The organism is Hoeflea sp. EC-HK425, from assembly GCF_902498795.1.
Taxonomy (GTDB): Bacteria; Pseudomonadota; Alphaproteobacteria; order Rhizobiales; family Rhizobiaceae; genus Hoeflea; species Hoeflea alexandrii.
On the sequence record NZ_LR701553.1, the window covers coordinates 37,515 to 51,039 of the forward strand.

The 13,525-nt window shown below is 58.9% G+C and carries 10 protein-coding genes; all 10 read left to right on the forward strand.

Annotated elements, in window-relative coordinates:
• Positions 1-53: 53 nt before the first annotated feature.
• The 10 genes from SPHINGO391_RS01060 to SPHINGO391_RS01105 all read left to right on the forward strand — a co-directional run bounded on the left by SPHINGO391_RS01060 (position 54) and on the right by SPHINGO391_RS01105 (position 13,405).
• Positions 54-1,532 carry an aldehyde dehydrogenase family protein gene (locus SPHINGO391_RS01060; RefSeq protein ID WP_007803185.1) on the forward strand — a complete coding sequence of 493 codons (1,479 nt, stop codon included), beginning with the start codon at positions 54-56 and terminating at the stop codon, positions 1,530-1,532.
• A gap of 126 nt (positions 1,533-1,658) precedes the next feature.
• Positions 1,659-2,510 carry a carboxylating nicotinate-nucleotide diphosphorylase gene (gene nadC / locus SPHINGO391_RS01065; RefSeq protein WP_096705152.1) on the forward strand — a complete coding sequence of 284 codons (852 nt, stop codon included), beginning with the start codon at positions 1,659-1,661 and terminating at the stop codon, positions 2,508-2,510.
• A 133-nt stretch (positions 2,511-2,643) separates the two neighbouring features.
• On the forward strand, positions 2,644-4,413 hold the full coding sequence (locus SPHINGO391_RS01070; RefSeq protein ID WP_096705151.1) for a thiamine pyrophosphate-binding protein: 1,770 nt from the start codon (positions 2,644-2,646) through the stop codon (positions 4,411-4,413).
• Complete coding sequence (locus tag SPHINGO391_RS01075; protein WP_096705150.1) at positions 4,413-5,447, forward strand: 2-hydroxyacid dehydrogenase; 1,035 nt, start codon at positions 4,413-4,415, stop codon at positions 5,445-5,447. Before SPHINGO391_RS01070 ends, SPHINGO391_RS01075 begins: the two co-directional genes overlap by 1 nt.
• A 421-nt stretch (positions 5,448-5,868) precedes the next feature.
• Complete coding sequence (locus tag SPHINGO391_RS01080) at positions 5,869-6,396, forward strand: MarR family transcriptional regulator (protein ID WP_244462834.1); 528 nt, start codon at positions 5,869-5,871, stop codon at positions 6,394-6,396.
• 310 nt (positions 6,397-6,706) lie between these two features.
• Entirely contained in the window at positions 6,707-7,696 is a 990-nt protein-coding gene (locus SPHINGO391_RS01085; protein ID WP_076626055.1) for a TAXI family TRAP transporter solute-binding subunit, read from the forward strand.
• 220 nt (positions 7,697-7,916) lie between these two features.
• Positions 7,917-9,767, forward strand: a complete 1,851-nt coding sequence (locus SPHINGO391_RS01090; protein WP_096705148.1) for a TRAP transporter fused permease subunit — start codon at positions 7,917-7,919, stop codon at positions 9,765-9,767.
• Positions 9,768-9,967: 200 nt separating this feature from the next.
• The gene (locus SPHINGO391_RS01095) at positions 9,968-10,543 is read left to right on the forward strand and encodes a hypothetical protein (RefSeq protein ID WP_096705147.1); all 576 of its coding nucleotides are present in this window, start codon (positions 9,968-9,970) and stop codon (positions 10,541-10,543) included.
• Positions 10,544-10,854: 311 nt separating this feature from the next.
• Positions 10,855-12,135, forward strand: a complete 1,281-nt coding sequence (locus tag SPHINGO391_RS01100; RefSeq protein WP_040104545.1) for a Rieske 2Fe-2S domain-containing protein — start codon at positions 10,855-10,857, stop codon at positions 12,133-12,135.
• Positions 12,136-12,262: 127 nt separating this feature from the next.
• Positions 12,263-13,405: an alpha-hydroxy acid oxidase gene (locus SPHINGO391_RS01105; protein ID WP_152007189.1), complete on the forward strand. Its 1,143-nt coding sequence runs from the start codon at positions 12,263-12,265 to the stop codon at positions 13,403-13,405.
• Positions 13,406-13,525 lie beyond the last annotated feature (120 nt).

Sequence of the window (13,525 nt, forward strand, 5' to 3'; positions counted from 1 at the left end):
ACAATATTTAGAAGTCTAAGTTATTAGGACCTCAAGCCGGGAGGATACCTTAGATGGAAAATCTGAAACTAGACGCGAAGCTCTCTCTTCAAGAACCAGCCCATCTCTACTACGGCGGCGCATGGGTGCCGCCACTAGAGGGAAAGTACGAAGACACTTTCAACCCAGGAACCGGCGAGCGGATCGGGTCGGTTGCGACGGCAAGTCGCGCCGATGTCGATGCGGCGGTTGCGGCAGCGAAAGAAGGGTTCGAGGTATGGCGGGATGTTGTGCCGCTGGAACGCGCACGTATCCTGAAGGAAATCGCAAATCTCTTGCGAAAGCATGGCGATGAACTGGCGATGATGGACGCTGCAAACTGTGGCAACCCCTATACTGAAATGCGCGGCGACGCCGCGATTGCGGCAGCGCAGATGGAGTTTTTCGCCGGTCTTGTGACCGAAATGAAGGGCGATACGATCCCTATGGGACCAGAGCGCATCAACATGACCCTACGCCAGCCGATGGGCGTGGTTGCACGGATTCTTGCCTTTAATCACCCTTTCATGTTCTGCGGCGGAAAGATGGCAGCGCCTCTGGCCGCAGGCAATGCCGTCATCATCAAGCCGCCGGTTCAGGCTCCGTTGTCTTCGCTGCGGCTGGCGGAGCTCATCGATGGCCTGCTGCCTAAAGGCACGTTCAATGTTCTGCCGGGCGGCGTCGAGGCAGGAGCTGGGCTGGCCGAACATCCCGACGTCGCCAAGGTCACACTCATCGGCTCCGTACCCGCGGGCCGGGCGGTGATGCGCAGCGCGAGCGACACCGTCAAACCAGTGCTGCTCGAACTCGGCGGCAAGAACGCGCTGATCGCCTATCCGGACAGCGATCCGAAGAAGATCGCCGATGCGATCGTCGGCGGCATGAATTTCGGCTGGTGCGGGCAATCTTGCGGATCGACGAGCCGCGCTTTCTTGCATGTAGACATCCACGATGCGGTCATCTCACATCTCAAAGCGGCTGTCGAACGGTACAAGCCAGGCATTCCGACAGAGCCGGAGACCACGATGGGGGCGATCGTCAGCCGGACACAGTTCGATCGGATCATGGACTTCATCGAATCCGCCATGAGCGAAGGCGCGCGTGCCGTAACCGGCGGCCATGCGGTGACCGAAGGTGCGCTGGCACAGGGAAGCTTCATCGCGCCGACGATTTTTGCGGATGTAACGCCGCAGATGCGTATCGCCCGTGAAGAGATTTTCGGGCCAGTTCTTGCGGTTCGCAAATGGTCGGACGAAGATTCCATGCTGAACGAGGTCAATGCACTTGAGCTTGGGCTGACCTGCGCAATTTGGACTCGGGACTTGGTGACGGCTCATCGTACGGCTGCACGCGTCGAGGCCGGGTTTGTTTGGGTTAACGAAGTTGGCCGGCATTTCCTTGGTGCCCCGTTCGGTGGGGTCAAACAATCGGGTATCGGGCGCGAAGAAGGTATTGGCGAGCTGATTTCCTTCACCCATGAAAAGAATGTGCATATCAATCTGTCGGGTCAGTGACCCGGTGCGTAGGTAATGTGCGAACGGGGTCTGGGATCCAAAAGCTTTTTCTTTATTGATTGCTTTGGCCGGGATGAGACCATCCCTTCCTGCCCTTTCTGCAAACCGACAAGGATCTTAAAAATAATGAGCAGTGTTGCGAACGTCCCCGATATCATCCTCGAACCTATGGTTCGGAACGCTATTATGGAGGACTTGGGTGCAGCAGGCGACGTGACAACCCGTTCCGTTCTGCCTGAAGGCACGCGCTATAAGGCGCAAATGCGTGCACGGCAGGACGCGGTTGTCTCTGGGATGCAGGTGGCCTCTCTGGCGTTTCGGCTGATTGATCCCGATCTTATTGTCGAGACTGTTGTTGCGGATGGTACGGCCTGCAAAGCGGGCGATACCTTGATGTGTATAGAGGGATCGGCGGCGTCGATCCTTGCCGCAGAGCGTGTTGCCCTGAACTTTGCCGGGCGGTTGTCCGGGACGGCAACTTTGACAGCGTCCTATGTGCAGGAACTTGCGGGTACCAAGACACGTATCACCTGTACGCGCAAAACCACACCGGGGCTGAAACTTGTCGAGAAGCTCGCCATTTTGCATGGCGGCGGCCACAATCACCGGTTTTCCCTATCTGATGCGATCCTGATCAAGGACAACCATATCGCAGCGGCTGGTGGCATCAAACAGGTGCTGGAAGCTGTTCAGCGAAATGTGGGTCACATGGTCGTGGTTGAGATCGAGATCGACGGATTGCATCAGTTGGACGAGGTGCTTCAGACCGGGGGCGCAGATGTCATCATGTTTGACAATATGTCGACCGAAGACATGGCCGAAGCCGTAAAGCGCATTGACGGGCGGGCGAAGACAGAAGCCAGCGGGAATGTGACCCTTGGCCGTTTGCGCGAAATCGCATCGGCAAATGTGGATTATATTTCCTCCGGTGCTTTGACCCATTCGGCGGGGACCGTCGATTTCGGTTTGGATTTCTGATCCTCTGAACCGCTCCAGACCGTCTGAAATGCAAAAATACCCGCCCTTTCGGCGGGCAATAAATACCTATTGCGTACGCCTTTCAAAATGGGGCGCTGCTGCATCAACACTTCATAAGGAAAGGCCAAAACACATGACAGAGCACAGGCTGTATCAGGTTGAGCGCCCAGTATCGTCGGATAGTTTGGGAGTTTGGGGTAGCGATGTATTTGCGGATATGTTGCGAGGTTTGGGGGTGAAGTATGTTGCGCTGAACCCTGGGTCGAGCTTTCGGGGTTTGCATGACAGCCTTGTGAACCACCTTGGTAATGAAGATCCGCAGATGCTGTTGTGTCTGCACGAAGAGCATGCGGTTGCGATTGCACATGGCTATGCGAAGGTGACGGGGGAGCCATTGGCGGTGATTCTGCACAGCAACGTGGGTCTGATGCATGGGACGATGGCGATCTTCAACGCATGGTGTGATCGGGTTCCTGTGCTGATCTATGGTGCGACGGGGCCGGTTGATGCGGCGCTGCGGCGTCCTTGGATTGACTGGCTGCATACCTGCCGTGACCAGGCGTCGATGATCCGGAATTATGTGAAATGGGACGATCAGCCTGGCTCGATGGAGGCGGCGCTGGAATCGATGTTGCGGGCGGATGTGATTGCGCGGAGCGAGCCGAAAGGGCCGACCTATGTGAACTTTGATGTGTCGATCCAGGAAAAGCAGCACGCGCAGGCCCCGGCGCTGCCGGATTTTGCGCGTTACCAGCCGCCTTTGCCTGCGGCTCCTTCGGCCGAAGGCGTGGCACGTGCGGCGGACCTGCTGAAGAACGCCAAGGCGCCTGTGGTGCTGGCGGGGCGGGTGTCGCGCGATCCGGCGGATTGGGCGCGGCGTGTGGCCTTTGTCGAGGGGCTGGGGGCGAAGGTTCTGACGGATATCCGGATCGGGGCGTCTTTCCCGACGGATCACCCGCAGCATCGGGGTAAACCAGCCTTCTTCATCGACGACGCGGCGGGCGCGGTGCTGCGCGAGGCCGATGTGATCCTGAGCCTGGACTGGCTGGATGTCGCGGGTACGCTGAAACTGGCGGGCGAAGTGACGGCGCAGGTGATCCAGGCGTCGCTGGATTATCAGCTGCACAATGGCTGGGGGATGGAGCATCAGGCGCTGCCTGCGCTGGATCTGCACCTGGCCTGTGGCCCGGATGTTGCGATGCATGCGATTGCCGATGCCCTGGGTGTAGGGGCGGGCGAGATGCCCGGTGATTTGCCGGTCAAACCCGCGCTGAACGCCCCCGATGCAGATGTTGAGCTTGATATCATGACGCTGGCCGGGGCGCTTGGCGAAGGTTTGGAAGGTGTCTGTGCCAGCTTTGTGCGTTTGCCGTTGGGTTGGGCGGGCGAGGCGTGGCACTTCCGTCATCCGCTGGACTTCCTGGGTTCGGATGGCGGCGCGGGGATCGGCTCGGGTCCTGGGATGCTGATCGGGGCGGCGCTGGCGCTGAAAGACAGCGACCGGCTGCCTGTTGCGGTTCTTGGGGACGGCGACTTCATGATGGCGGCCTCGGCATTTTGGACGGCGGCGCATTATGGCACTCCGTTCCTGGCGGTGGTGTCGAACAATCGCTCGTTCTACAATGACGAGGTGCACCAGGAACGCGTGGCCGTGGCCCGCAACCGCCCGGTCGAGAACAAGTGGATCGGCCAGCGTATCGGTGATCCGGATATCGACATTGCCGGAGTTGCGCGGGCGCAGGGCTGCGAAGGGATCGGCCCGGTCTTTACCGCGGGCGAGCTGGTCGAGGCGATCAAACAGGGCGTCGAGATGGTGCGCGCGGGCAAGAGCGTAGTGATCGATGCACGTGTCCAGCCGGGGTATAACCCCAACATGGTCGCTGGCCTGACGCGGAGCGACTGATGATGACCCCGAAGATCTATATTGCGCAGGATCCTGTGCTGGAAGAGGTGTTGGACACCGCAACGGATCGGCTGCGGGCCGAAGGCTGGGAGGTCGTTCGCGGCCCCCAGATCACCCCGGGTGTTCCGCTGCGGCTGACGGGAGAGCAACGGCAGGCGCTGCTGTCGGACGTTGATATCATCGTGGCCAGCTCGCGGTCGCGGCTGAGCGAGGCGGATCTGGATGCCTCGCCACGGCTGCGGGCGCTGGTCTTTCCGACGATCGGGGTGGATGCGGTCGATCTGGAGGCCTGTGCCGCGCGTGGTCTGATCGTGGCCAATGGTGCAACGCCCGAGAACTTTCTGGCGATGTCAGAGGCGACAGTGATGCTGATGCTGGTGCTGCTGTACCGGCTGCATGAATCCGAACGCCTGCTACGCGAAAATGCGGGCCGGCCGCAGCAGATGTATGCGCGGATGGTGCGGGGCCGGACGATCGGCCTGATCGGGTCTGGCCGGATTGGGGCCGGGGTGATCGAGCGACTGCTGGCGTTCGAGCCGGCACAGATCCTGGTGCACGATCCGTTCCTGACACCGGATACCGCGCCTACGGGCGTACGGTTGGTGGAGCGCGACGCGCTGCTGACCACGTGTGATGTGGTGAGCCTGCATGTGCCGTTGAACGCGCAGACACGGGGCATGATTGGCGAGGCTGAACTGCGCATGATGAAGCCGGATGCGGTTCTGATCAACACCTCGCGCGGGGGTCTCATTGACGAGGATGCGCTGGTGCGGGTGATGACCGCAGGGCACCTGGCTGGTGCGGGGCTGGACGTGACGGAAACCGAACCGCTGCCCGCCGACCACCCGCTGCGCGGCCTCGACCGGGTGATCCTCACCCCGCATATCCTGGGCCACACCATTGATCTCTACACGGTCATGCCCGACGTCCTCGTCGAAAACGCAACACGCATCATGAAAGGTGGTCTGCCGACATATGTCAGGAACCCCGATGTGGTGGAACGCTGGCGACAAAAGTTGAACGATCTGAACTGACCAGCCCCTCCGCGCGAACGGTGTGCACAGCTGAACTGCAGAGCCTATGTTCCTTGCACCTATTGAATGGCCGTGAACCGCGCCGGGTTTGCCGGAGGCGTTACACAACGGTTGCCCGGCGCTGTGCGGCACAGTGGTGCAAGGCAGGTGTCGGCGCATGATGGTCGCGTTCTGGAAAGCAACCGGCGCACAATCCCGACACAGGGGCAAAACCACCCCGGAAGAAAGTCCATACTCGGGCCCAACGATAGGCACCCCGTCTTCCATGTCTTGACTTTGTACCAAGGCTCGGCACCTATGTTGCGCGCGCCACGCTAGGGTTGTGCCGCCGCCAAAGGCGTGCGGCAGAACTCTGGAGTTCCTAGCTATCAAGTCCGGGCGGGCGCGCTGTTTGGATAAAAACCATGTGTGGAGACAGGCCGTGAGCGATGCGATGAAAGAAAAGCAATCAAGCCATGTGCCTGTCCGCCCCGACGAGCGCTTGGCCCGACTGGTGCGATTGGCGGCCCGCGGTTTCAACCGGGCTCTTCAACTTCGCCTGCAAACGGAAAATGTTACGTTCGGTCAGTGGATTTTCCTGCGCATCCTCTGGCAGGAAGACGGGTTGTCGCAACGCGAACTGAGCGACCGGGCGCATCTCACCGAACCCACCGCCCACACCGCGCTCATCAAAATGGAAGAATTGGGTTTCATAGAGCGACGCAACGTCGAGGGCAACAAACGGCGCCAGCACGCGTTTCTGACGCGGAAGGGCTTGGAGCTGCGCGACGTTCTCGAACCTCTGGCGCTCGAAGTGAACGATGCAGCGATGGCGGGACTGTCCAAGAAAGCTCAGGAAGACTTGCGACACGCACTTGCCGTGATGATCCGGAACCTCGAAAATGACGAACAGGATGCGGCCGCCAGAGGGGTCCGTGTTCCCCCGACCAAGGGCAACACAGAAAACTGAATCGCGAGCCATGCGTGCCGAGGGTCCGGCGCGGGCCATTCAATGGCGGTGGCGGACATAGAGAGCCTATGGGGGCGGGGGTTTGAGGCCTGCTGCTCCGGGGCTCCACGGGTTGATAGTGCGTCACGACAAAGCACCTACGCCGGACACACGGCTTCGGCGTGTTCCGCGTCAGGAACTATGACCTGAGTGGCTTTCGCTGAACAATAATCTCGACTTCAATCAGGGTTGACGGGTGCGAGTGGATAGACTATTGGCATTAAAGATAGATATCTAATATTAGATGTCTACTGAAAACAGGGAGGAAGACATGAAATTTCCAATCAAAGCCGTTGCCGCATCGATCGGCCTTGCGGTTCTTGCGAGCGCTGCTTCCGCAGAAAGCGTTAATGTGACCCTTTCAGGCGGCAATCCCTCGGGGCTTTGGTCGCTTCTGGGCGCTGGTATTGACCGTGCCGTCAAGGCGGATGACCCGAGCGGCGTGGTGACCTATCAGGCCACCGGGGGTGGCTTTGCGAACATCGGCCTTCTGGGCCGTGAACGGACCGACCTGGGGATGGCACATGATGCCGAGATCAAGCTGGCCCTCGCAGGGGACGAACCGTTTGACGCGCCGATCGAGAACCTTCAAGCCATCGGCTACATGTACAACTGGGCGCCGATGCACTTCTTCATCAAGAAGTCTCTTGCCGAAGAATATGGCATCGACAGCATTGACGACCTCGCGACGTCCGGCGCGGCGATCCGTGTTGCGAACAACAATGCCGGGAACATCGTCGCCAACATCACGACCTTCATGCTCGAAGAGGCGGGCTACGACGAAGCCACGATCGAGTCCAATGGCGGCGTGCTTGTCCGCGGTGGTTCGTCACAGCAAGCAGATCTGATTGCAGACGGCCGCACCGATATGGTGATCAACGGCATTTTCATCGGACATTCGTCGTTCCGTAAAGTTGACGAGGGCAATGACGTCGTGTTGCTCAGCGTTCCCGAAAACATCATCGCTGCGACCAACGAGCGTTTCGGAACCGGCACGTTCACAATTCCAGCCGACAGCTACAAGAACCAGACCGAAGATGTCGTCACGCTCGCACTGGGTGCGATGGTAATCACTTCCGATGTACTGCCGGAAGAAACTGGCTACATGCTCGCAAAGAGCATCGCGTCCAATATCGACGAGATCCGCGGCGTGCATAAGGCGATGCAGGCGCTCACACCGGAACTTCTGACGTCGCAGACCACGCTGCCGTTCCATCCTGGTGCGGAGCGTGCCTACAAGGAACTGGGTCTGCTCAAGTAAGGTCGATCCCGCGATCCGGCCGGCGCGCGCTGCAACGACACGCGCCGGCCCACTCATGGACTGCACAGAGCAATGCCCCGCGGTGGCTACGTGAGATGTCACGTCATGTCATCGCGCGGCCCATACATCGCGGTTCTTTCTCTTCTCTGCCTTATACGGGGTCTACATGAATTTTCCTTCGCTTACAGAAACCGGTCGTCGTAGAAATTTAGGCTCGCCGATGAGAACCATCGTCATGGTTCTGGCGGCGGCATTCGCGGTTTGGGTAATCCACTCGAACCTCTTCATCATCTCCGATCCGCTCATTCAGGGCATTCTGTTCGTATCGGGCATTTTCACGATTCTCTTCCTCGCGATCGGCGCGACCTCGCGCGCGCCGGACAGCATTCCGATCTATGATTGGGTTCTCTCTGCGCTGAGCCTGGCCACAGGGGTGTATTTCTACGTGACCTCGGGAGCGATTGCGGACCGGATCAGTCTACTCGACGAATTCACAACCGATCAGTTTTTCTTTGGCTCAGCCTTGTTGTTTCTGACCATCGAAGCGACCCGCCGGACCACCGGCCTAGGCCTGACCGGCGTTGTCGCCCTCTTCCTGATTTATAATCTGTTTGGCTCTCTTCTGCCGCCGCCATTCGGGCATCGCGTCAGCGAGTTCAGCTATCTCTTGGATATTCTGGTTTTCACCACCGATGGACTTTTTGGCGTGCCGCTTCAGGTCGTTGCCAGCTATGTTTTCCTGTTCGTGATGTTTGGAACATTCCTGGCCAAGGCCGGGGGAGGGGACTTCTTTTTCAACCTTGCAGCGCTTGTGACCGGCAATGCGCGCGGCGGCCCCGCCAAAATCGCGATCATTTCGTCGGGCCTGTACGGCACGATGTCCGGGAGCCCAACATCCGATGTTGTTGCAACGGGGTCGATCACGATCCCTGTCATGAAGCGACTCGGCTATCGGGCACGGTTCGCGGGGGCGGTGGAAGTCGCGGCGTCGTCTGGCGGAAGCGCGATGCCTCCGATCATGGGGTCAGCAGCCTTCATCATGGCCGAGTATTCCGGCATTTCCTACAACGCCATCGTGCTCGCCGCTCTGGTGCCGGCGCTTCTATACTACACGGGTGTCTTCGCTCAGGTTCACTTCCGGTCAGTCAAGCACAACCTTCGACCCTCTGCAGACGAAATACCTTCAGCAAAGGAAACATTCAGGACCGGATGGGTTTTCCTGCTGCCGATCATCGGCATCATCGTCGCCCTCATTCTGGGGTATTCCCCGACCTTCACAGCCGGTGTCGGAGTTCTGGTAACCATCCTGTCCGCGATGATGCTGAAAGACACACGGCTGTCACTGTGGCAGTTGGTGGAAGGGCTGGGGGCGACTACGCTCCAGATTCTGCCAGTCGCCGGCGCTTGTGCCGCGGCCGGTCTTGTGATTGGCGGCTTGTCGATGACCGGCCTTGGAATGAAATCCGCGAACGTCATTTTGACTGTCAGCAACATGCAACCACTGCTGACACTCGTTATCGCCGCGGTCGTCACGATTGTTCTCGGTCTCGGGATGCCAACGCCCAGTGCGTATATCCTGGCAGCCGTGCTGGTCGGACCGGCGCTGGCAAAGCTCGGTTTCCCGACGTTGCCGAGCCAGATGTTTCTGCTCTACTACGCGATTCTCTCGGCACTGACGCCACCGATTGCTGTGGCTGCAATCGCGGCCTCAGCGATTGCCGACGAAGACCCCTTCAAGATCGCGTTCTCTGCAGTCCGGCTAGCCATCGTCGGCTTCCTGCTGCCCTTCGCCTTCGTGTGGAACCCGGGTATCCTCCTAGAACTTGGCCCCCTGGCAAACACCTTGGCCGTCGTGGGTGCGTTTGCCGGAGCCCTCGCGGTCGCAGCCTCTCTGGAAGGCTTGGTCAAGACGCAACTCACTGCAATCGAAAGGGGCGTACTTCCCATCGCTGCGATTGGCGCCGTAAGCCCATATTTGGCGGTATCCGCGATCTGTATTTTGGTGATTGTCGCAATGCTAATCCGGCAGATCGCTTTCACGACAGAAAGCGCCCACGTCGACAGTGCCTAGCTGTGGCGCCTCAGCAGGTTGCCCCTATTGAAGTGCAGTCTGGTCATCGAGGGATTCAACCCAGAGGCGGCATTTGGTCTGGGCCAATTTTTAAGGTTGGTCCGGGCCGGTCGGCCTATGACACCGAACACAGGCGGCCACTTCCGTAGGTGGGAACTGATCATTTCGCAACCGGCGCAAAGTATGTCGAGGTTCAGAAAATGAATGAAACACGGGGGCCGGAAGAACTTGGGCCAAAACAGCTTAGTATTGGCGCCGACGCGATCTCCGAGCTGTCGGTTTCAATCAGAGCGCCCCTTGTACAGGCCGCGGTCGTCGCGAAGGCGATCAACGATTTCGTTCCCGATCACCTAGATTGCTGCCGACCTGACAGGCCAGTGTCGGTGCAGAACCAGACTAGCTCTGAGGAGTTCACCTTTTTGCTTACCCTGCGTGGGGAAGAAATATCCGAGTCGCTCCGAGACGAAATGGCCGCATTGGCCCGTGACCTCGAAGAGAGACTGAGCTTTGCTTTGGTGGCGGAAGGACACCAGGTGTCGGCCAACGATACGGACCCGAAACCGCCAGCCGCGCCGCGCTACTGGAAGGCCTGGGTCGCCAGCATGTTGGGTGTCTATCCCCTGCTGATCCTTATCTACTACGCGCTGCAACCGCTCACGCAAAACCTTCCAGGTCCGGTGTCTTTGTTCCTTGTTGCGCTGGTGCTCACCGGGGTGAACGGTGTCTACGTTGCGCCGTTTCTGGGCAAGAGATTGCGTCCATGGCTCACACGGTGAAGCGAGATGGTGCGCTTGCCGGGACTCATGCACAGGCTGGCCGCCATGACACCTCAGTGACGGGCCCGGCAAGCCGCTGTCGGGGAGGTTCCGGACCACAATTGCGCGAAAGAATCTCGGTTTTGCGATCTCGTCAGCTTGATCTAGTTCAGAACCCGCTATTTCGGACAACAAGTTAGGTCGATACCTACAACGCGGGCAAAAAAAGTGGCAGGTTACGTTGACAGATAAAACTTAGAGAGCTAAGAATAATTGAGAGGTCGAAAACCACTCATCCACTGAAAGAGTCGGATGCCATTGGAGGAGCCCAGATGCTTACACCCGAAGAGAATGAACTGCTTACACGCGTAACGGGGGATGCCCCGATGGCGCGACTTATGCGTCAGCATTGGACGCCTGTATGCCTGATCGAAGAGGTTGAAGAGTCGGACGGCAAACCGCTTCGAGTCGAAGTTCTCGGCGAAAGCTATGTCGCGTTCCGGGATACCAAGGGTCGTCTGGGAATGCTGGATGAGCTTTGCCCGCACAGAAAGGCCTCTCTGGTCTATGGCCGTAACGAGGAATGTGGGCTGCGCTGCCTCTATCACGGCTGGAAGATGGATGTTGAAGGCAATGTCGTCGCAATGTCTTCAGAGCCAGAAGGCAGTCCATTGATGGACAAGGTCAAACATCGTTCCTACCCCGTGCGGGAGTGGGGCGGCTTCGTCTGGGCTTGGCTCGGCGAGAAAGATGATATGCCCGAGTTCCAGCCGCCGGCCTTTGCGCCAACCGAAGACACCCCAGTTTCGATCCTGAAGATTCGCGTGCCCGCCAACTGGGCGCAGATTCACGAGGGCCAGATCGATAGCGCGCATTCATCATCGCTCCATTCCTCGAATATGGTTCCGGCACGGGTCGAGGGCGCCGCGGCGGACGACAAATCATGGTACCGCCCGTCGACAGACAAATCTCCGCGTATGCAGACTGAAACCACGAGCTACGGTTTCCATTACGCGGCGATCCGTAAGCCGATCAAAAACGCTCAGACGCATAACTATCTCCGGATCACCGAATTTATCGCGCCCTATTATTCGCTGATTCCGCCGAACAACAACTACCGGGTCGCCAGCGTCATCGTGCCGATCAATGACGATGAGACAGCGTTTCACTTCATAGCCTTCGACGGACCGAACGTTCCCTCCACCAAAGAGTGGCGCAAGTTTGCCCATGCCGTACCGGGTGAGGACGTGGACCATAAATGGCGCTCTCTCCGGACGTTGGAGAACGACTTCAAGCAGGACCGCGAAAGGATGAAAGAGGGCCACTTTACCGGCGTGGACGGCATTCCGAACGAAGATATTGTGATGTGGGTTTCGATGGGTAGCCGCGTGCAGCGTCACACGGACATTCTTGGGGCCTCCGACCTAGCGATTGTCGAGTTCCGCCGGCTCATGGCCGATGCGGCAAAGAAAGTCGCCGAAGGTGGCCAGGCAATCGGCACCGACTCGAAGATTCCGCAAAGGGTAATCGCCTCTCACGAGGGCGTGTATCCTAAGGACGTCGATTGGCGAACACTGGTAGACACGTCGAGCAAGACGGAAGCGGCCGAATAACTTGCGCACATGTTTCCTCCCTGAACCGTCCAAAGCCTCAAGGGGTTTTGGGCGGCTCTTTTTTCGTGGTGCCGTCGGACTTTCATAGCTTCCCTCGACGGTTTCTGCTCGACGGGCGACAGGCGTTATGACGACAGCAATCAATATCGAAGACTTGCGAGCGCAGGCACGGCGTCGCCTGCCACGGGTGGTGTTCGATTATTTGGATGGGGGCGCGGAATCGGAGGTGACGCTGCGGCGCAATCGCAGTTCCTTCACGAATATCGTTCTCACGCCGCGAATCCTCAAAGGGGGGAGCGTCGATCTCACCTTGGAGCTGTTCGGGGAAACATACTCGAAGCCGTTTTTCATAGGGCCGACAGGGCTGAATGGCCTCTACTGGCCCCAGGGAGATCTGCACCTCGCCGCTGCGGCCGAACGGGCTGGGGTCGGTTTCACGGTTTCGACCGCCTCGAACACGACGCTGGAAGAGATCGCGCGGAGGAGCAAGGGTCCCCTCTGGTTCCAGCTTTATCCTTGGGGGAAGGGCGCATTCGCTGATGCGCTGATCGACCGGGCGCAGGCGGCCGGTTACTCGGCTCTGGTACTGACTGTCGATTCACTCGTGGGCGGCAAGCGCGAACGTGATCTGCGGCACGGCTTCGCCCACGAAATCCGCATTGGCCCCCGGACTGTTCTCGATGGGCTTCTGCATCCTGCTTGGCTGACCTCCGTATGGCTCGGGCCGCACCGTCCCAGACTTGAGAACCTCTTGGACTTTGTCGGAAACAGCGCGAGCGACAGAGAACTGGCCGAGTTTACCCGATCTCAGCGGAACCCGGAGTTTTCTTGGGGAGATGTTCGCCGCATTCGGGAGAAATGGAAAGGCCCGCTGCTGATCAAGGGTATCATGTGCCCAGAAGATGCGATTGACGCGCAACGCGCCGGTGTGGATGGTATCGTCGTCTCAAACCATGGTGGCCGTCAGCTTGATGGCGCTCCTGCCACCATCGACGTACTCGCAGATATCATCGCGGCTCTTGATCGGAAGTTCCCGGTTCTGCTGGACGGCGGCATTCGTCGCGGCAGTGACATCGTGAAAGCCCTCGCCTTGGGTGCGAAGGGCATTCTGCTGGGTCGCGCGCCGCTCTATGGCTTGGCGGCGCAAGGCGAGGCGGGCGTGTCACGGGCGCTTTCGATCCTTGAAGAGGAGATGAAGAGGACCATGACCTTTGTGGGCGCAAGATCCGTGTCTGCGGTCTCTGATTTCAACGTCGAAATTCGACGGTAATAAATGGTTCCTCCGCCAGTAGCGCTTGCACGATCAACGTTTTGGATGACTGCGTAGTTCAAGGTCGGTTGACACACACAACTTAGCTATCTAAACAAATTCACAATCACGACCAAATGG